Below are 20890 nucleotides of genomic sequence, written 5' to 3'. Positions count from 1 at the left end.
CCCTTATCTCCGCCGCTTACAGGTATTCAAATGGATCGGTTTCCAGATCGGCCGGAGCAACAGTGGCACTTACCCCGGCGTCGGCAATCGCCGTTTCAATGGCCTTTGCCAGCACATCGACAATCAGCCGTTCGGAAGCAAAGTGCCCCACATCGATCAATGCGATGCCGGCTTGCTGGGCATCCCTGGCCGTATGATAGCCCAAGTCTCCGCTGACGTAGGCCTGGGCACCAGCGGCAACCGCCGCTGCCAGAAGACTGCCCCCACTGCCCGAGCATACCGCGACGCGCCGGATGGCCGGGCTCGCCGACCCCACCACTTTAGCGGTCGTCAAATTCAATGTCGTTTTGAGCCGGGAGGTCAACGCTTCCAGGGACATGGACCGGGAAAGCTCCCCCACCCGCCCCAACCCGGTTTGTGTGTCGTACCGGGAAACGGGATAGAGATCGTAGGCCATGGTTTCGTATGGGTGAACTTTTTCCAGTGCAGAAACCACCCGTTTCTCGTCGGCACGGGCAAGCAGAATCTCAATGCGACTTTCCTCAACCTGGTTCAACGCATCCACTTTGCCAAACGCAGGAGATGTATCCTGGCCGGGCAGAAAGGTACCGACCCCGTCGCAGCGGAAGGAACAGCAGGTGTAGTTGCCCAGATGCCCTGCTTCCATCGCGAAAAGCGTATCCAGTATCTCCTTGACGTGGGTGCCCGGTACGAAGACCACCAGCTTGCAAATGCCGTCTGACGGCCCCCCGGACAGCACGCAAAGGTTCGTTAACCCGACGCGCTCGGCCAGCACATCGTTCACCCCGCCGGCGACACTGTCCAGATTGGTGTGGGCACTGTAGATGGCCAGTTTCCGGCCCAGTGCCATCTGGGCCACCCGTCCGGCAGGGGAATCGGCATCGATGCGTTTGATCGCCTTGAAGAAGAGGGGGTGATGCGTCACCAGAAGATCGACATCGTTTTGGCAGGCCTTTTCGACCACTTCCGGCAATGGATCCAGGGCCGTCCAGATCCGTTTTACCGGCCAGTTCAGGCTGCCGATCTGAAGGCCGACATTGTCCCACGACTCGGCCAGTCGGGAAGGTGCCAGACGTTCGAGAATCGGTAGGATATGGGCGACGGTAGCGGTCATGGTCAACCCTTTTGGCGATAAAAAAATGGTTACCCGCAGGCACAAAAAAGGCGCGGCCGCCGAAACTCGCCACGCCATATCGTCTCTGCCCCGATGCCGGCCATCAAGGCCGCCGGACGTCAGGGAGGGGGGACGAACGGCGCCGGAACGGTTGTTTAGTGGGCCCACCTGGGATCGAACCAGGGACCGACCGGTTATGAGCCGGTGGCTCTGCCAGCTGAGCTATGGGCCCGTATCCAATTGCAACGCTCGTTTACCTACCCCTGTCCCTATCGTTTGTCAAGCAAATGACGGATTTGCATAGGGCTTGATATCCGTTAATTGTCGATAAAACTCTTCAGCTTACGGCTACGGGTGGGATGGCGCAGTTTTCTTAGGGCTTTGGCCTCGATCTGACGGATCCGTTCCCGGGTGACGGTAAAATCCTGCCCCACCTCTTCCAGGGTATGATCGGCCTTTTCACCGATCCCAAAACGCATGCGCAGCACTTTCTCCTCGCGTGGGGTAAGGGTCGCCAGTACCTTACGGGTCTGTTCGGCCAGGTTCATGCTGACTGCCGCTTCGGAAGGCAACATAAATTTTTTGTCTTCGATGAAATCACCCAGATGGCTGTCCTCTTCTTCCCCGATGGGAGTTTCCAGACTGATGGGTTCTCTGGCGATTTTGAGCACCTTACGGACCTTGTCGATGGGGATTTCCATCTTCTCGGCAATCTCTTCGGGGCGCGGTTCGCGGCCGAACTCCTGTACCAGATAGCGCGAGGTACGAATCAGCTTGTTGATGGTCTCGATCATATGTACCGGAATGCGGATCGTTCGGGCCTGGTCGGCTATGGCCCGGGTAATGGCCTGCCGGATCCACCATGTGGCATAGGTGGAAAATTTATACCCGCGGCGGTATTCGAATTTATCCACGGCCTTCATCAAACCGATGTTGCCCTCCTGGATCAGATCAAGGAACTGCAATCCCCGGTTGGTGTATTTTTTGGCGATGCTGACCACCAGTCTGAGGTTGGCCCGGATTAACTCGCTTTTGGCGAACTTGGCCCGCAAGCGGCCTTCATCGACACTGGCCATGACCCGTTTCAAATTGCGGTTGTTGGCTTTGAAATCGTTCTCCTTTTCCACCAGAAGGTCGCTCACCGATCTGAGATGATCGTAAATGCGTCCAAGGGCGGTATCGTCCAGGGAGGATTTTACGCGTGCCCAGGCCAGAAACCCCGATTTCTCCTCGATGTTTTCGCGCAGTTCACGAATGGTGGTCCCCATGGCCTCGGCCGTTGTGGCCACCAGGCGGTTCTGGGCATCGAACCAGTCGATCAGCCGTCTGATATGTACTTCGATGCGGTCGATCACGCCACCTTCCAGCCGCCATCCCTTGAGAAGATCGAAAATCTTGTTGTTGCGCCGCATGATACAGCGCCGGACCCGTCGGGCCTCATCGGGATCCAGCTGTTCGGTGAACATGCGTTCCCGATACTGCTGGTTTTCCTCATCGACTTTGCGGATTTCGGTAATGGTATTCAGGAAGTTGTCGATCTGGACCATTTCGTCCACATACGCGTCCCCCTCATCCACATCGCGCAGGACGTGTTTGGGGCGAAGCGCCCCCTTTTCGATCAGATCGCCGAACTCCAGGATGTATTTAACGCCCAATGAGGTTTCCAGAAGGGCTTTGAGCACATCCTGCTCACCCTCTTCGATTTTCTTGGCAATCTCCACTTCGCCTTCACGGCTGAGCAGGGTCACCATACCCATTTCACGGAGGTACATTTTTACCGGATCGGTAACCGATCCAAAATCCGATACCGAGACCGCCTTGTTCAAGGCCTCTTTTTTTTCAGGCGTGCTGTCCTTACCGGGAATCCCGTCTTCATTTTCGATGATTTCGATGTCCATGTCGTCGAACATCATCAAGGTGTCATCGATCATCTCCGATGACATCATTTCATTGGGCAGGGCCTCGTTGATTTCGTCATAGGTCAATGAGCCCTGTTCCTTGCCTTTCTCAATCAGGGCTTTAAGCGCTTTCTGGTTGCTCTTTTTGCTCAAGGGTTTTGATTTTTCCGATTTTACGTCCTGGACCGCGGCATCACCGGCAGCTTCGACTGGTTTTTGAGCTGTCTTTTTCTCCTCCCGGCTGGATGCTGCTTTGCGCTTATCATCGGATTGTTTGGTCATTCCATTTGCCTCCTGAAACAAAAACAGGATCGATTGCCGTCCACAAGTGGGTCAAGGTATCCTGATTGTCGATTGCTCTGGGTTTTCCGTCAGCGGCGGTGGACAGCCGTTATGGGGATGGGCCGCTTCGCCTTTGCATCGTTTTTCGGGCCTGATGCTGCTTTTTCTGCAACAGTTCGGCCAGTAGATTAATATCACCACTTTTTTCAGCGGCTTCAATCCGTTTTACCAATTCCTTGTCATGGCGCCGAATGCTGCTTTCGAACTGGTTGATCAGATTCGTGCAACCACTGCGATCCCAATGCTCGTCGCTCAAGGCGAGCCGCGCGATCAACGCTTTTTTTTCTGCATCCTCCCAACGGGAGACCAGTCCGGCAACATCGCCGCCCGTTTGGTTATAATACTCGATAATACCGCGTCCGATATCCGCCAGAAGGGGGTCGCTGAAATGATCCAGCAGTCGCCGCTCGCTTATATCGGCAATCATTTCCGGGAACTGAAGCATCATGGTCACCACCTGCCGCTCAAGTCTCCATCCGTTTCCGCGGGCCGGGTGGGCCGGAGTCGCAACGGAAGCACGGTCCGGGCGTCCGCTTGGCCGGCGATCGTTCCTTGCCGGTGAACCGCCAGCCTGGCGGACCTTCTGCAGAATCACCGTTTCGTCCACGCCAATCCGCTCGGCCAGATGTTTGACCTGCAGGGATCGGGCCACCGGATCGGCAACCGCCCGGATGGCCACCCGCAGATCGTTGACGATACGGACTTTTCCGTCAATACTCAGCCCATATTTTTCGACGGCGGATTCGACCATAAAGGCGATCATTCCCATGGCATTTTCTGCGACCTTTCGGAATTCATCGGGGCCGTGGGCCATGAGAAACGAATCCGGGTCATATCCCTCGGGCAACACCAGGATTCGAGCCTCCAGAAGGCCTTTCTGAAAAACCGCCACGCTGCGCTGGGCCGCTTTGATTCCCGCCTGGTCCGAATCGTAAACCAGAATCGCGCGCCCTCCCTCACCGACAAAGCCTTTGAGAATCCGAACATGATCGGCCGTCAGCGATGTGCCCAGGGTGGCCACCGTATTTTCGAATCCGAACTGATGCATGGCCAGACGGTCGAAATAGCCCTCGACCACGTAGATCGTCTCCGTCTCACGGCTTTTCGTGCGGGCACGATCCAGACCGTATAGTGAACGGCTCTTGTTGTATACCGGCGTTTCCGGGCTGTTCAGATATTTGGGCAAAGCATCATCCATTACCCGTCCGCCGAATCCGATGGTCTGGGCCTGGGCGTTGGAAATAGGAAAAACGATCCGGTTGCGAAAACGGTCGTAGTAGCCATCCCCTTTTTTCCGGGGGATAATCAGGCCGGCAGCAAGCGCCGTCTGAACCGGTTTACGACTGGATCGAAATTGGCGCAACAGGTGATCCCAACCATCGAGTGCATACCCCAGGTTAAAGTCCTCGATTGTTTTGCGGGTCATCCCCCTTTTCAACAGGTACTCCATGGCTTCCCGGCCTTTTTCCGAAAAAAGGCAACTGCGGAAAAACGCCATGGCCTCGCCGTTAAGCGTTAGTATCATTTCCCGTTCCGTCAACTTTTTTTTCTCGAATGGAGAAAGTTTACGGCTGGGAAGGTCGATCCCACAACGCCGGGCCAGTGTTCGGGCAGCCTCGGGGAAGGTCAGCCCATCCTGTTTCATCAGGAAACTGAACACATTGCCGCCGGCACCACAGCCAAAACAGTAAAAGATCTGTTTTTCCGGACTGACGGTAAAAGAGGGGGTCTTTTCGGCGTGAAAAGGGCATAGTCCTAAATAGTTGCGTCCCGCCCGACGCAGAGAGACCGATTCCGATATGACTTCCACAATATCACAGGTACTTTTAATCGCTTCAATTTTATCGTCGGGAATGTATGCCGCCAAGAAAAGCCGCCCCCATGGTGATGGATTCGGGTTCAGTCGTATTCCGGTAGGACCCAGACCGTTTCAAATCCAAAAGAGAAGGTCATGGGCCGGATCGATGGTGACAAATTTGCCTGAACAACTGGGCCGCACTTTTGTCTATCGGAACCATAAGGATACCTTTTTTTAAATTTTCTAATCTAAACGGTGGTCGGCAGTTTGTCAAGTTATTGAGGGTGGTTTTATAAAATAAGGATCGAAATAAGCAATCCGCTTTCGTATCGAAATGGGTACAGGGCAAAAAGTGAGCATCCGATCTGTCAACGAAAGCAATCCGCCAACGCGTGTTGCGCCTCAAAGCACGCCCTTGGAGGAACGCACCCCCTGTTGACCCGTATCGATAAATACGGCCTGGTTGAGGGCCCGGCCTAGGGATTTATAGACCGATTCGAGAATGTGGTGCTCATTTTCACCATACCTGACGGTGACGTGAAGGTTCATGCCTCCTCTTACTGAGAATGCCCGCAAAAATTCTTTGGCCAGTCCCCGGTCAAAGGCCCCTTGTGGTTCTATTGCCGGCGGCAGATGACAGACCAGAAAAGGGCGGTTGGAAAGATCGATGGCCACTTCGCCAAGGGTCTCGTCCATGGGGGTCACGGCAAACCCGTAACGGCGAATGCCGGCGCGATCTCCCAAGGCCTTGGATACGGCATCGCCCAGGACCAGACCGACGTCCTCCACGGTGTGATGAAAATCAACATCGAGATCACCTCTGGCCTTAATCTCCAGATCAAAGCGGCCGTGGACGCAAAACAGGGTCAGCATGTGATCGAAGAAACCGATCCCGGTTTGGATTGAGGCGACCCCCTGACCGTCAAGGTTCAGTTTGGCTTCAATCCGGGTTTCTGCGGTTTTCCGTTCAATGCGACACGTCCGGGCCATGGGGCTGTCTCCTTCTGGGACCAGATGGCGTAGGTGAATTTGGGATTTTGCGGTAATCCGGATGACATTTCAAATGACTTTTATTATCCTGAAATTCAAATAAAAGCAAGCGCTTCTAAAATTTCTGATCATAAAAAGAGCTTGCAATTGAAGTGCCCCAATGGATAGATGGCAAGGCTGCGGGCATTCGCGCCGCTGTGCCATTTACAATCGGTATTCACAACGAACCCAACCGAAGGAATCGGACCCGATGAAACGTACAGGCCCCATCACACTGACCGACGCCATCAAAGAGGCGACCGACGATCAGGATAAGATCTGGCTGCCCGAAAAAACCGTGGCCATGGTCAAAGCCAGAATGAAACAACTGGACTTGAATATTCTTGAAAGCACATCCCGCATCGACAACGGCCGGCTTGACATTCCCGTCTTCTTCAGCACCTGCGGTCACGATGCCCGGAAGATCATCGGCACCAGGAAACAGATGGGCAAAGGCGCCACCCCGTCGCAGGCGGAGGCCAGCGCCGTCATGGAACTGGCCGAACGGTTCAGTTTCTTCAGTTTCTATAAAAATGAATCCCATACCCGCCTGGGTACCGTCGAGCAGTTTGGCGATGACGCCATCGGCTTCGACCAGATCGCCAAATCGGTCCATGACGAGTCGGCGGATCTGGACGCGGCCCAAACGATCTTCAAGTCCCTGCCCCTGCGCTGGACCGGTGCCTGGAGTCTGACCCGCGAGCGCGAAGTGCTGATCCCATTGGACTGGTTTTATGCGATCAATGCCTTTAACGGCCCGTCGGCCGGCAATTGCATCCCCGAGGCGCTGAGCCAGGGGATCTGCGAAATCGTGGAGCGCCACGTCTCCTCGGTGATCAGCCGCCAGCGCCTCGCGACCCCGCGGATCGACCCGGATTCGGCTTCGGACCGGTGCGTCCGGGAGATGCTGGACAAATACGCCAAAGCCGGTATTCAGCTCCATATCACCGACTTCAGCCTTGAGATGGGCATTCCATCGGTCGGTGTGCTGGCCGTCGATCCGGCCACGTTTCCAGAAAAAAGCGAAATCGTCTGGACGGCCGGCACCACCCCCAGCCCGGAAAAGGCATTGAGCCGGGCGCTCACCGAAGTGGCCCAGTTGGCCGGTGATTTTAATTCCGGATCCAACTATGTGGCCTCGGGCCTACCCAAGTTCACCCGTCTGGCCGATGCCGATTACGTCATCAACGCCCCCGGTCCGATTCCCCTTTCCGATCTGCCGGATATTTCCCATGATAATATCAGAAGGGAAGTCGAATCGTGTATCCAGGCCCTGGCCCAGCGTGATTTTGAGGTATTGGTCGTAGACACGACCCACCCGCAATTGGCCGTGCCCGCCTTCTACACGATCGTACCCGGCGCCCATTTCCGGGAACGCGCTACAGGTACGAGCGTGGCCATGTTCGCCGCCAAGCTCACCATGGAACGGTTTGCGCCGGACACCGCCATCAAGCGCCTGACCGAGATGGAACAATGCCTTCCGGGCAAATATTTCATTCAGTTCTACCTGGGCAACTGTCATCTGGAACGTAACGACCCGACGCTGGCCCTGAAACATTTTTCCCAGGCCCTTGACCGGTCACCGACCGATCAGGATCGTCCCAGCATCTATTCCTACATGGGTGTCTGCCACAAGGAAATGGGCCAGTACGACCAGGCCCTGGCCGTGCTGGCCCAGGGTGAGGCTCTGGATCCGGAGCGGACCGACATTTACAATCTGATGGGCTTTTGCCATTTCATGAAGAAGGAACACCAGGCGGCCATCGACTGTTTTGAAAAAGTTCTCCGCCTGGATCCCGGATCGGCCATCGATTATGCCAACATCGCCTCCAACTACCGTGAAATGGGACGTAAAGACGAGGCCGTGCGCTACTACCGGATGGCCCTGGAACTGGACCCGGGAATCGAGTTTGCCCGGGACAACCTGGAACGGCTGACCGGTCATCGGCCGGATTAGCGCAGACCGGCCACAAGACCCTTTCTTGCCAGGCCCGCTGCCCACAGCCGCGGGCCATTTTTCGTCCCCGTCCCTTGAAAGCCGGCATGTCCCCCTTACCTTAAAGAAAAATTCAAAGGTTACGTGAACCCAAAGGAGGCCCCCTATGACACAAGCAACACTGAATGTTCCCAATATATCCTGCGGCCATTGCGTCTCGGCCATCGAGTCCGAACTTTCCGAAGCGGAAGGCGTGACCTCTGTGACGGCCGATGCGGCAACCAAAACAGTGACCGTCCAGTGGGACGCCCCGGCGTCCATCGAAGGCGTCCGGGCAATCCTGTCCGAAATCAACTATCCGGCGGAATCATGACCCAAAACACCCTGACCCTGCCCATCACGGGAATGACCTGCGCCAACTGCGCCATGAACATTACCCGCGGGCTGAAAAAACTCTCCGGTGTGGATGAGGCCAACGTCAATTTCGCCACGGAGCAGGCGTCGGTAACCTTCGATCCGAAATCCGTATCGTCGGCCGATCTGATCCGGCAGGTGGAAAAGATCGGCTTCAAGGTTGCCACGGCGCACATCGACTTTGCCGTTACCGGGATGAGCTGCGCCAACTGCGCCATGAATGTGGAGCGCGCACTGGGCAAGAAAGTGCCCGGCGTGGTCGATGCTGCGGTGAATTTTGCTGCGGAGCGCGCCAGTGTGGAATTCCTGCCCGCCATGGTCACGCCGGACGATCTGGCAGCGGCCGTGGAAAAAGCCGGATTCGGCGCCCTGATTCAGCAGCAGGGCGATCCCGCCGATGCCGAGGCCGAGGCCCGACGCGAGGAAATTGCCAATCAGACCCGCAAGTTCATGGTCGGTGCAGGCTTTGCTCTGCCTCTGTTCCTGCTCAGCATGGCCAGGGATTTCGGCCTCATCGGCACATGGAGTCACCAGTTGTGGGTCAACTGGCTGTTCCTGCTGCTGGCCACACCGGTACAGTTTTACACCGGCTGGGATTATTATGTCAGCGGGCTGAAAAGCCTGCGCAACAAAAGCGCCAACATGGACGTGCTGGTAGCCCTGGGATCGTCCACGGCCTATTTCTACTCCCTGGCCGTCCTGCTGCTGTCGTCCGTCGGCGGACACGTCTATTTTGAAACCTCGGCGGTGATTATCACCCTGATCAAGATGGGCAAACTGCTTGAAGCCCGTTCCAAGGGCAAGACGGGGAATGCCATCCGCAAGCTGATGGGACTGCGCCCGAAAACGGCCACGGTGATCCGGGATGATCAAGAACTGGAAATTCCCATTGAACAGGTGCGCAAGGGGGATCGGGTACGGGTTCGTCCCGGCGAACGCATTCCTGTGGACGGCCTGGTCGACCAGGGCGCATCGGCCGTCGATGAATCCATGCTTACCGGAGAGTCCATTCCGGTGGACAAGAAGATGGGTGACACGGTGGCCGCCGGAACGATCAACGGTCAGGGAACGCTGATCTTCACGGCCACCCGGGTGGGCCGTGAAACCGCATTGGCCCAGATCATCCGCTTGGTGCAGGAGGCCCAGGGCAGCAAGGCCCCGATCCAGGCACTGGCCGACCGGGTGGCCGCCGTGTTCGTGCCGGCCATCATTTTGATTGCCGTTCTGGTATTCGCCATCTGGTGGTGGGCCGTCGGCGATTTTGTCACTGCCATGATCCGCATGGTCGCCGTGCTGGTCATCGCCTGCCCCTGCGCCCTGGGCTTGGCCACACCCACCGCCATCATGGCCGGCACCGGCAAAGGCGCCGAGGGAGGCATGCTCTTCAAGAACAGCCGCGCCCTGGAAGGCGCCACCCACCTGACCACCGTGGTACTGGACAAAACCGGCACCATTACGCAAGGCAAGCCCATGGTTATCGACCTGATTCCCAACAGATCCGAAGGGGTGACCGAAGAAGACCTGTTGCGGCTTTCTGCTTCGGTGGAGCAGGGATCCGAGCATCCCCTGGGCCGGGCGGTGATCGAAAAGGCGAAGCTATCGGGGGTAACGCTTTTCTCTGCCGAGGCGTTTGTGGCCCATGGGGGAGACGGGGTCAGCGCCGAGGTGAACGGGAGGGATATCCGGGTCGGTAAACCGGGCTGGTTTGGCGACCAGGTCGGATTGATTTCCGAACAGACGATCGATCGGATATCCGGCCTTCAGGCCCAGGGAAAAACCGTCATGGTGGCTGCCGATGCGAACACCCTTTTGGGCCTGATCGGTGTGGCCGATCAAATCAAGCCCGACTCTCCCCCGGCCGTTGAACGACTGAAGAAGATGGGCCTGGAGACGGTCATGCTCACCGGTGACAACCGGCAGGCAGCCGAGACGATCGGTCGTGAGGCCGGGGTGGATCTGGTGGAAGCCGAGGTGCGGCCGGAGGAGAAGGCGGCCCGTGTCAAGGCGTTGCAGACGGCCGGTAAACGGGTGGCCATGGTGGGCGACGGCATCAACGATGCGCCGGCCCTGGCCCAGGCCGATGTGGGTTTTGCCATCGGCAGCGGCACAGACGTGGCCATTGAAACGGCCGATGTGATTCTGGCGGCCGGCTCTCTCAACGGCGTTCCCCGGTCGATCACCCTCAGTCGGGCCACCATGGCAACGATTCGGCAAAATCTGTTCTGGGCCTTTTTCTACAATGCCGTTCTGATTCCGGTAGCGGCGGGCGCACTCTATCCGTTCGAGACCCTCCCCATGGTGCTGCGCCAGTTGCATCCCATTCTGGCCGCCCTGGCCATGGCCTTTTCCAGCATCTCGGTCGTCTCCAACAGCCTGAGATTGTACCGGACGAAAATCTCTGATCGCTGATCGCGAAAAATACCTGGCGAAGCCAAATGCCAAGGTGAAAAAGACCCATGCCGGAATTCCAGCATGGGTCTTTTTTTTATTTTAAACCGTTGACATTGACATAATCTCTTCCGCCAGAGCGGTGTAGTCCTTTGCACCATAGCTGCTTCGGCGATAAAAAACCACCGGTCTGCCCACATCGGCGCTCTCGGCAATGGTGGCATTGCTGCGAATGGCGGTCTTGAACACAAGGTCGCAGTAACGGTCATCTGTGCTCAACTGTTCCATGACCGTTTTGGCCACCCGTGTGCGCAGGTCCACCAGGGTGGGGACGATGCCACAAATGGTCAGATCCGGATTGATCTCTTCACGCACCGCGTCGATGGTATCAAACAATTCGGCAAGGGCGCCAAAGGCGTAGGGATGGGTTTGACAGGGAACCAGCACTTCCGATGCGCAGGTGAACACATTGACCGTCAACAGGGAGAGGCTGGGCGGTGTATCCAAAAGAATGAAGTCGTACCCGCTTTGAAGCGGGGCCAGGGCCTCCTTCAGCCGGTTTTCGCGGCCTTCGGCATCCACCAGTTCCACTTCGGCGCCGGACAGATCCACATGGGAAGGAATCAGGTGGAGCCCGTCCCAGGCGGTGCGAACAACCGTTTCGGCGGCCGAGCGCCCGTTGTTGTTCATCAGCAGGTCGTATACCGAAGGGGCATCATCGCCGGGTGTAATGCCGAGTCCCTTTGTGGCATTGGCCTGGGGATCCATATCCACCACCAGAACGGATTGGTTGGCCAGGCTCAGGGCGGCTGCCAGATTGATTACGGTTACGGTTTTGCCGACGCCTCCTTTTTCATTTGCCACGGCAATGGCTCTGGCCTTGTGTTGGACCATGGTTCCTCCCTTTTCTTTGCATCCTTGCCAAATCGCCGACAACGCATCCCCCAGGATTGCCGGTCCGGTTCAGGAATCGCTGAAAAATAAGTGATCCGGCGCAACATCTGATCCGCATACGGTCATCAGGCGCTCAACTGCTGCAACTTTGCCTTGATATCACTGATCCGCGTCTTTACCGAACCGGCGGTGGCTTCCATCTGCTCGAGTGACGCCGTGATCTTCTCTTTGTCCAGCTGGGTCTCGCCAATGCGCTGCACCAGTTGTGACAAATCGGCACCATGGTGCTGGAAGCGTTCCAGCATCTGGCGCTGCAGCGCGGCCGCGGCGGCGTCGGCCAGTTTCAGAAGATATTGAAACTTGATATTCTCCTTGTGATCTTTAAGGTGAAACAGAATCGACCGTTCCGTCTCGCGCTTCATCCGTTTGACGGCAGCGTCCATGGCCAGGAAAGGTTCCTGCCGGGCTTTCTCCGCCGGCCGCTTGAACGCCTGCCGCACCAGATTGACCAACTTGTAGAATCCGAGGCGCATCACGGCCTCGGTCTTGATCTGGGCGGAGTAATGCATGGTCGCCGCGGCGGTGGGGCGTGACAGGGCGGCCATTTTACGGATGGCCTCCATCTCGCTTCCAATGCGAAGCGCCGGTGCATCCTCCCGCCGGGTCATTTTGACATCATCCAGGGCACCGGCATACCGGGCCAGGGCATCATCGATCATGCTCCCGTAAGGTCCGGCGATATCGTCCAGATAATCCACAAGATAGCGTTCCTGGGATTGAAGGAAGCGGATCACTTCGGGGTTAACGCTTTCGGCCATGTGTCGGTCGACCACCTGTTTGAATTCCTGGAAAACCAGATACAGGGTCCGGGCGAAGCCGGCGCTTTGCAGGCTGTCCGCATAGCGCTGCATCTCTACCGGATAGCCGTGGACGAAATGGATCAACCGGGCGACGGCACCGTCCCCGTGGGCGTCGAAAAACTGGTCGACCGCCCGTTTCATGTCGTTCTTAACCTGGTGAACCGCGCCGTCCAGGGTGTTCTTTACGGTCAGTTTCAGGCGATCGAGCCGGCCTCTCTGGTCATGCAGGCGATCGGCCAGAGCCTTGGCGCCCCCACTGTCACGGGTCAGCAGGGCGTGCTGGAAACCGATCCAGTTGCTAATTCCGGAGGAAACGATCTCCAGACGCTCCAGATGGTTTTTTAAAAGCAGGGCGCTGCGCTCCCGGCGAATCTTATGATCCAAAAACGCCTGGAAGCGCGCCCACTCGGCTGAGCAGAAATCGACCATGGCGGTTTCGCGGCGCCAATGCGACAAACGGTCCCGATCCCTTGGGGACAGCTGATCTTCGATCTGGTCCATAAGCAGAAACAGGGACGAAAAGGAGAAGATCTCCGGCTCGGGGCAGATCAGGGAGAGATCCGCCTGAATGCGTTTGAGACTTTCATGCAGGCTGTCCAGGGATTCATGCTCGCTCAGATCGCAATTGACCACGAACACCACGCTGTCCATAATCCCCATGTTGCGGATCATCGACAGGAAACGGATATCCGCCTGCCGGACACCGGTACGACTGCTGATGGCATAAACGGTGAGGTGCGCCATGCTCAGATAATCCTGAATCATGGCCATATGCAGTGGGTTGGGCGAATCACTCCCCTGGCAGTCGGCGATTTCCACCCCCTCACCGGGCCCGGGGCGGTCAATCTCAAGCAGGACATCCTTCAGGTAGACGGCCATGGTATCATCGCCAACAAAATCCCGATGCTGACTGAAACGACCATTTTCGAACACAGCGTTGGAGTCATCGTCTCCGATATATGGTTGCACCCGATCGAAGCCGGTAAGGTATGAGGAGAGCAGCACACTTCCGGCGCTGCGCGTGTCGTTGGTGATCAGCTGATCGGCGGCCAGTTCACTCAAGGCCCGTTCGAGGATTCGGCGATCCGGTTCACGGCGCAGATCAAATCCGGCGGATCCCTCATCAGCCCGGTGTTGCGCAGGAAGCAGCAGTGACGCTTGTCCGATGTCTTCATTGACGGCGGCCCAATTTTTCAAGAACAATGTGGCGCGCAGTTTTTCGCTACACCTGACGCGGGTCACAATGGAGGTCACCACGCCGGCGCCCCGCTTGAGAAAATCGCCGCCGAAAAGGGTATTGACAAGAGTGCTTTTCCCGGACTTGATGGCCCCGACAACAGCCACCCGCATCGTCTCTTCGTGCATCTGCCGGGCGATGGTCCGGCAGGTGATTTTCCACCGCGAAAGACCTTCATCACCGGTTTCGGTGATCTTCTCGGCATCGTCAAGAAGGGTTGCCGTATCATCGCTGAGTTGGACAAGCTGGTGCTTGAGTGTTTCGTATAAAGACATGTCGATCGATTCTCATCCCGCGCAGCAGGCCTATTTTGCCGTGACTGGCGATCCTGCGTGCAACGTGGAATCAGGGTTGCAATGGCACGGGAGTCGGTTGCCGGCGCCACAAGGATCGGTATCGGTCCATGCATGGGCGTCCCGTCTGCCCATATCCGGCTCTTACCGTTTAATGCTGAGATTGTCAAAGCCTTCCCGGCAGGCATCCATGATGCCGAAGCATGTCGCCGAACAAACACAATGGCTTGTAAATCTTATGCTTTAATGATATAGAACAGTGCGGAAGGAAAGGAGATGGGCGACGCATAGGCGCTAAATCACCCATAAGGAATAGCAGACATATGTCAGAAAAACATCCGGAATGCCCATTGTACAATCCGTTGAACTGTAAGGAGTACTACAATCCTAAGCTGTGTGCATTCGTCAGAAAAGACAAGATTTGCCTGAAAAAGAAAAAACCCAAACAGAAACCGAAAAAAGACGACACGGAATAAAAGGGTGAAGAATCACCTATTCCAGTTAATTTTTTTCACACTCGCATCCGCCCCGCCACCAAATATCCGACTGCTCCCCATCGCCATCCACGCCCAATTCTTTTTTGGAAAACCGGTCAGGCACGCCCGGCCGTGTCGGAAAGCAGCGCCGGATCGATGCCAATGCCTTTCATGGCCTCCTCCCAGCGTCGTTCCACGCCCGTTTGGAAGGCAATCGTTGCTGAATAAGGGCCGGTGATCCATGAATTGCTACGAATCTCCCCTTCCAGCTGTCCGGGTCCCCATCCGGCGCACCCCAGGGCAATGATATATTCTTGCGGCGGATAGCCGGCGGCAATGGCTTCGAGGATATCGCGGGAGTTGCTCAGCCCCACCTCCTCTGTTATCATCATACCGCCTTCCCAGCCAAACGGCGCCGCGTGGAGAACAAATATTTCATTCATATGAACCGGCCCGCCAATGTGAACGGGAATCCTCTCGGAACCGGCCACGCAACTGATCTGCAGTTCGTCAAAGATCATTTTCGCATTGATCTCCGGATGGATCCGATTGATAACAATTCCCATGGCTCCCCTGGCGTTGTGTTCAGACAGGCATGTCACGGACTGGTAGAAATTAGGATCATTCAAACCTGGCATGGCCATGAGAAACTGCCCTTTCAGCGATTGCCCTCCTTGATCCATCTTTGATTTCTCCTTTTGCTCTGGCGGGTTACCGATATCCCCCAGCTTATCGGGATGGCCTGTTAAAGGCAAGAAAAAGCTTGACTTAAAAGAAACAGACTGTTAGGGATGACCAAAATTAACTGGTATGTGAAATCCATGAATTATCGTCTCGTTCTTCTTAGCATTATTGGTCTCATTCTTATCCTCGTAGTGGGTGTACTTATCCACGACGAGGAGACCGGGGCGATAATGGCCTGAAACAGCCAAAACAGGAAAATATAAAATCCGTTATCCCCCCGAGGCGATAACGGATTTTTTTTTGGACATTTTTCAGAAAGGACAACAAAGGGGATGAAAAGCAACGCAGCCAAACAGGGAATCGAACGGGCACCGCACCGGGCCCTTTTCAAGGCCATCGGGTATACCGACGAAGAAATCAAGCGCCCGCTGATTGGTATCGCCAATGCCGTGAATACCGCCATCCCCGGACATGTTCACCTGAACACCATCGCCGAGGCGGTCAAGGCCGGAATCTATATGGCCGGTGGCACACCGGTGGAATTCGGCACCATCGGCGTATGCGACGGCATTGCCATGAATCACATGGGCATGAAGTATTCCCTGGCCAGCCGCGAACTCATCGCCGACTCCATCGAGGTGATGGCCACGGGTCATGCCTTGGATGCCCTGGTCTTGATTCCCAACTGCGATAAAATCGTTCCCGGCATGCTGATGGCGGCCGCCCGCCTGGATCTGCCGGCAATTTTCGTCAGCGGTGGCCCCATGCTGGCCGGTGAACACCCGGAGATTCCGGGACGCCGCATCGATCTGATTACTATTTTTGAGGCGGTCGGCGCCGTAAAAGCCGGAAAAATGAGTACCGAACAGCTGACCGCTTTCGAAGACGCCGCCTGCCCCACCTGCGGTTCCTGTGCAGGCATGTTCACGGCCAACTCCATGAACTGCCTGACCGAGGTGATCGGCATGGGGCTACCGGGCAACGGCACCATTCCGGCGGTTTACTCCGCCAGGGTACGCCTGGCCAAACAGGCCGGAATGCAGATCATGGATCTTTGGCAGCGGCAGATCACCGCCCGTTCCATCATGACCCCCGATGCGTTTGAAAATGCCCTGACCGTGGACATGGCGTTGGGCTGCTCGACCAATACGGTTCTGCATCTGCCGGCCATCGCCAATGAGGCCGGTGTTTCCCTGGACCTTGCAATGATCAATCAGATCAGTGAAAAGACCCCGCACATCTGTTCCTTGAGCCCTGGTGGGACCCACCACATCCAGGACCTCAACCGGGCCGGTGGCATCCCCGCCGTGATCAAGGAGCTGTCGGACGCCGGACTGATCCATACCGGCTGCATGACCGCGACCGGCAAGAGTGTTGCCGAAAACACAGAAGGGACGACGACCCTCGACCCGGAAGTGATCCGGCCCCTTGACCGCCCTTACCATCGAAAGGGCGGCCTGGCCGTACTCTACGGCAACCTCGCGCCGGACGGTTGTGTGGTCAAGCAGTCGGCGGTGCTCGACGAGATGCTGTGCCACGAGGGCCCGGCGCGGGTATTCGATTCCGAGGATGCCGCCAGCGAAGCCATTATGGAAGGACGCATCAACAAAGGGGATGTCATCGTCGTCCGCTACGAAGGCCCTATGGGCGGGCCGGGCATGCGTGAAATGCTCACCCCCACCTCGGCCATTGCCGGCATGGGCCTGGACGATTCCGTGGCCCTGATTACCGACGGGCGTTTCTCAGGGGGGTCCCGGGGAGCGGCCATCGGCCACATCTCGCCCGAGGCCGCCCAGGGCGGGCCCATCGCCATCGTCAACGAGGGTGACCGGATTGCCATCGATATCCCCGGTAAAACGGTCACCCTGAAGGTGGCCGAGGAGGAGATCGAACGTCGTCTGGGCGCGTGGCAGGCACCGGAACCGAAGATCCAATCCGGTTACATGGCGCGCTATGCCCGGCAGGTCTCCTCGGCCAGCCAGGGAGCGGTGGTGAAATAAGGGGCATCCGGGTAGCCCGCCCAAATCGTCAATCGCAAGACAGCATGATTCATGTGCCACAAGCAAAGGAGCACAAGCAATGAAACTCACCGGAGCGCAGATACTGATGGAGGTCCTGAAGGAAGAAGGCGTGGACTCCATTTTCGGGTTTCCCGGCGGCGCCACCATCGATATTCACGATAACGTCGTAAAAACCGATATGCACCACTACCTGGTGCGCCACGAGCAGGCTGCGGTCCATGCGGCCGACGGGTATGCCCGGGTCTCTGGAAAGGTCGGCGTCTGCATCGTCACCTCCGGACCGGGGGCCACCAATGCCGTCACCGGTATTGCCACCGCCTACATGGATTCCATTCCGCTGGTAATTATCTGCGGCCAGGTACCGACGCACCTGATCGGAAACGACGCCTTCCAAGAGGTCGATATCGTCGGCATCACCCGCCCCTGCACCAAACACAACTACCTGGTCCCCTCGGTCGAAGATCTGCCGCGGATACTCAAGGAGGCGTTTCACATCGCCCGTTCGGGGCGGCCTGGACCGGTGCTGGTGGATATTCCAAAAAACGTACAGCAGGGCGTTACCAACTATAAACCCAATCAGAAGGTGCGCCTCAAATCATACAACCCCACTTACAAGCCCAATGCCAAGCAGTTGCAAAAGGTGGTGGACCTGATCAAATCTTCAAAACGCCCGTTGATTTTCGCCGGCGGCGGAGTACTGCTGTCCAAGGGTGCCGACGAGCTGACCCGACTGGCGCGCAGTACCGAAATTCCAGTGACCATGTCGCTCATGGGGCTGGGCGCCTTTCCGGGCACCGATCCCCTTTCCCTGGGGATGATCGGTATGCACGGCACCTACCGGGCGAACATGAGCAGCGGAGAGTGCGACCTGCTCATCGGCATCGGGGTTCGCTTCGACGATCGGGTCACCGGCAAGACCGACTGTTTTGCGTCCCAGGCCAAAATCGTGCATATCGATATCGACCCGACCTCCATTCGCAAGAATGTCCCGGTCAGCGTGCCGGTAGTGGGAGATTGCAAGAGCTGCCTCGAAATTCTCAACACGCTCCTGGAAGACGAGGACCTCGAAGCGATGAAAGCCCGGCGGCGTCCATGGATGGAGAAAGTCGAGACGTGGAAGCAGCAGTACAAACTGGCCTACGCCCAGGAAGATGAAATCAAGCCGCAGTTTGTGGTGGAAAAGCTTTACGAACTGACCCATGGTGAGGCGATCATCACCACGGAGGTGGGCCAGAACCAGATGTGGACGGCCCAGTACTACCATTTCGACCGTCCCAGGCAATTTGTCACCTCCGGCGGACTGGGCACCATGGGTTTCGGGCTGCCCGCCGCCATCGGTGCGCAGGTGGCCTTTCCCGACGCCCTGGTGGTGGATGTGGCCGGCGACGGCAGCATCCAGATGAACATTCAGGAGATGGCCACGGCCATGCAGTACAAACTGCCGGTCAAGGTGGTCATCCTCAACAACTGCTACCTGGGTATGGTCCGTCAGTGGCAGGAGTTGTTCTACGACAAGCGATACGCCTGTACGGGGCTGGAACACGCGCCTGACTTCGTCAAGCTGGCCGAGGCCTACGGCGCCGTCGGTTTCAAAGCCACCCGTCCGGACGAGGTTGAAGCTGTATTGCGCCAGGGGCTTGAGACGCCCGGCCCGGTGATTATGGATTTCAGGGTATCCAGGGAGGAGTGCGTCTATCCCATGGTCCCGGCCGGCGCCCCGATTACTGAAATGCTGCTGGTGTAACCGCCTTCGCGGCGCTTTACGTTTTGATAAAAGGACGGACAATGACTGAAGAGAAGCATATTTTAACCATGCTGGTGGACAACGAACCCGGGGTGCTTTCGCGCATCGTGGGATTGTTCAGCGGCCGTGGATTCAATATTGAAAGCCTTTGCGTGGCTGAAACCATCGATCCCAAGGTTTCCCGGATAACGATTGTTACCAAAGCCAATGAACCGCTGGTTGAACAGATCGAAAAACAGCTTCGAAAACTCATCAATGTGATCAAGCTGAGGGACCTTACCGGGTCCGGATCGGTTCAGCGGGAAATGGCACTGATCTGTGTGCGGGCCAAACCGGAAAACCGCGACGAAATCCTGCGGATCGTTGATATTTTCAGATGCAAAGTCGTCGATGTCGGGGTGGAGTATTACATCATCGAGGCCACCGGATCGGTTGAGAAAATGAAAGCACTGGTGAACCTGCTCAAGCCCATGGGCATTAAAAAAATTGCCCGCACGGGTACCATCGCCCTGTTCAGGGAACCCCACTGAACCGTCGGCGCCATACCGCTGGGGCATGGCCATCCGACACCGTAACCCCTTTCCGGCAGAGCGTCTCAACCCACCTGCCGGAACAAAAATGATCATTCAAGGAGACATAGATGGCAAATATCGATTTTGGCGGAACCGTTGAAGAGGTGGTCACATCCGAAGAATTTACCCTCCAGCAGGCCCGCGAAGCGTTGGAAAAAGAGGTTGTCGCCGTTTTGGGATACGGCGTTCAGGGGCCGGGCCAGGCACTGAACATGCGTGACAACGGCATCGAGGTAATCATCGGGCAGCGCCAGGGCACCGCTTCCTGGGATAAAGCCGTGGCCGACGGATTCGTTCCCGGAAAAACCCTCTTTCCCGTGGAGGAAGCCGCCCGCAAGGCGACCGTGATCCAGTATCTGCTTTCCGATGCCGGCCAGGTGGCCATGTGGCCGGCGATCAAGGAGTGCCTGAACGAAGGCGATGCGCTTTATTTTTCCCACGGATTCGGAATCGTCTACCGTGAGCAGACCGGCATCGTTCCTCCGGAAAATGTGGATGTGATCCTGGTGGCGCCCAAAGGCTCCGGCACCACCGTGCGCACCAACTTTCTGGACGGCAGCGGCATCAACTCCAGTTTCGCCATCCATCAGGATTTTACCGGCCGTGCCCGCACGCGCACCATCGCCCTGGGCATCGTTATCGGTTCCGGTTACCTGTTTCCGACCACCTTCGAAAAAGAGGTCTACAGCGATCTGACCGGTGAACGCGGCGTACTCATGGGCTGCCTGGCCGGTGTCATGGAAGCCCAATACACCGTTCTGCGCAAAAACGGCCACAGCCCCAGCGAGGCCTTCAACGAAACCGTGGAGGAACTGACCCAAAGCCTGATCCGACTCGTGGCCCAGAACGGTATGGATTGGATGTACGCCAACTGCAGTACCACGGCCCAGCGGGGGGCCCTGGACTGGGCGCCGCGCTTCCGCGACGCCGTGGCACCGGTGTTTGAACAGCTGTACAAAAGCGTGATCACCGGCGAAGAGACCCGACGCACCCTGGATTGCAACAGCGCCCCTGATTACCGCGAGAAATTGAATGAAGAGCTGGCGGTGATCCACAATTCAGAGATGTGGCAGGCCGGCGCGGCGGTACGTGCCCTTCGACCGGAAAACCGGCGCAAATAAGGGGTTCGGGGGCCATTCCCGCCTGCCGGGACGGCCCCCGACGCCACA

Annotated in this window: 15 protein-coding genes and 1 tRNA gene; 8 read left to right on the top strand and 8 right to left on the bottom strand. The window is 57.1% G+C overall.

Going from position 1 to position 20890, the window contains the following annotated elements:
• Window positions 1–16: 16 nt before the first annotated feature.
• The 5 genes from GN112_RS03170 to hisB form a co-directional block, all read right to left on the bottom strand.
• On the bottom strand, window positions 17–1303 hold the full coding sequence (locus GN112_RS03170; RefSeq protein WP_155308904.1) for a Nif3-like dinuclear metal center hexameric protein: 1287 nt from the start codon (window positions 1301–1303) through the stop codon (window positions 17–19).
• Window positions 1295–1367: transfer RNA gene (locus GN112_RS03165), tRNA-Ile, on the bottom strand. Before GN112_RS03165 ends, GN112_RS03170 begins: the two co-directional genes overlap by 9 nt.
• 85 nt (window positions 1368–1452) lie before the next feature.
• Window positions 1453–3315: an RNA polymerase sigma factor RpoD gene (rpoD, locus tag GN112_RS03160; protein WP_155308903.1), complete on the bottom strand. Its 1863-nt coding sequence runs from the start codon at window positions 3313–3315 to the stop codon at window positions 1453–1455.
• A gap of 109 nt (window positions 3316–3424) precedes the next feature.
• Entirely contained in the window at window positions 3425–5242 is a 1818-nt protein-coding gene (gene dnaG / locus GN112_RS03155) for a DNA primase (RefSeq protein WP_162458754.1), read from the bottom strand.
• Between the two features lie 333 nt (window positions 5243–5575).
• A complete protein-coding gene (hisB, locus tag GN112_RS03150; RefSeq protein ID WP_155308901.1) occupies window positions 5576–6163 on the bottom strand; it encodes an imidazoleglycerol-phosphate dehydratase HisB in 588 nt (195 codons plus the stop codon).
• 250 nt (window positions 6164–6413) lie between these two features.
• Between hisB and GN112_RS03145 the strand changes: the two genes are divergently transcribed.
• The 3 genes from GN112_RS03145 (at window position 6414) to GN112_RS03135 (ending at window position 10961) form a co-directional block, all read left to right on the top strand.
• Window positions 6414–8159, top strand: coding sequence for a YcaO-like family protein (locus GN112_RS03145; RefSeq protein WP_155308900.1), 1746 nt, complete (start codon window positions 6414–6416; stop codon window positions 8157–8159).
• Between the two features lie 145 nt (window positions 8160–8304).
• Window positions 8305–8511 (top strand): heavy-metal-associated domain-containing protein, encoded by a 207-nt coding sequence (locus GN112_RS03140; RefSeq protein ID WP_155308899.1) that lies wholly within the window; start codon window positions 8305–8307, stop codon window positions 8509–8511.
• Window positions 8508–10961: a heavy metal translocating P-type ATPase gene (locus tag GN112_RS03135; RefSeq protein ID WP_155308898.1), complete on the top strand. Its 2454-nt coding sequence runs from the start codon at window positions 8508–8510 to the stop codon at window positions 10959–10961. The genes GN112_RS03140 and GN112_RS03135 overlap by 4 nt, the downstream gene beginning before the upstream one ends.
• A gap of 81 nt (window positions 10962–11042) precedes the next feature.
• Here GN112_RS03135 and GN112_RS03130 read toward each other — a convergent pair whose 3' ends face one another.
• Both GN112_RS03130 and GN112_RS03125 read right to left on the bottom strand, forming a co-directional pair.
• Window positions 11043–11834 carry a ParA family protein gene (locus tag GN112_RS03130; protein ID WP_155308897.1) on the bottom strand — a complete coding sequence of 264 codons (792 nt, stop codon included), beginning with the start codon at window positions 11832–11834 and terminating at the stop codon, window positions 11043–11045.
• Between the two features lie 125 nt (window positions 11835–11959).
• The gene (locus tag GN112_RS03125; protein WP_155308896.1) at window positions 11960–14206 is read right to left on the bottom strand and encodes a dynamin family protein; all 2247 of its coding nucleotides are present in this window, start codon (window positions 14204–14206) and stop codon (window positions 11960–11962) included.
• 341 nt (window positions 14207–14547) lie between these two features.
• Here GN112_RS03125 and GN112_RS33760 point away from each other — a divergent pair, with 341 nt between their 5' ends.
• Window positions 14548–14700, top strand: coding sequence for a hypothetical protein (locus GN112_RS33760; RefSeq protein WP_173179041.1), 153 nt, complete (start codon window positions 14548–14550; stop codon window positions 14698–14700).
• Between the two features lie 116 nt (window positions 14701–14816).
• On the opposite strand, the gene GN112_RS03120 is transcribed toward GN112_RS33760, so the two are convergent.
• A complete protein-coding gene (locus GN112_RS03120; RefSeq protein ID WP_155308895.1) occupies window positions 14817–15383 on the bottom strand; it encodes a YqgE/AlgH family protein in 567 nt (188 codons plus the stop codon).
• Window positions 15384–15716: 333 nt separating this feature from the next.
• Between GN112_RS03120 and ilvD the strand changes: the two genes are divergently transcribed.
• The 4 genes from ilvD to ilvC all read left to right on the top strand — a co-directional run bounded on the left by ilvD (window position 15717) and on the right by ilvC (window position 20842).
• Window positions 15717–17384, top strand: a complete 1668-nt coding sequence (gene ilvD, locus GN112_RS03115; RefSeq protein ID WP_155308894.1) for a dihydroxy-acid dehydratase — start codon at window positions 15717–15719, stop codon at window positions 17382–17384.
• Between the two features lie 79 nt (window positions 17385–17463).
• Window positions 17464–19149, top strand: coding sequence for a biosynthetic-type acetolactate synthase large subunit (ilvB, locus tag GN112_RS03110; protein WP_155308893.1), 1686 nt, complete (start codon window positions 17464–17466; stop codon window positions 19147–19149).
• Window positions 19150–19190: 41 nt separating this feature from the next.
• Window positions 19191–19679, top strand: coding sequence for an acetolactate synthase small subunit (ilvN, locus tag GN112_RS03105; RefSeq protein ID WP_155308892.1), 489 nt, complete (start codon window positions 19191–19193; stop codon window positions 19677–19679).
• Window positions 19680–19789: 110 nt separating this feature from the next.
• A complete protein-coding gene (ilvC, locus tag GN112_RS03100; RefSeq protein ID WP_155308891.1) occupies window positions 19790–20842 on the top strand; it encodes a ketol-acid reductoisomerase in 1053 nt (350 codons plus the stop codon).
• Window positions 20843–20890 lie beyond the last annotated feature (48 nt).

Source organism: Desulfosarcina ovata subsp. ovata (assembly GCF_009689005.1).
GTDB lineage: Bacteria > Desulfobacterota > Desulfobacteria > Desulfobacterales > Desulfosarcinaceae > Desulfosarcina > Desulfosarcina ovata.
Note: the sequence above shows the minus strand (reverse complement) of the source record. Positions and strands in the feature narration are given on the sequence as shown.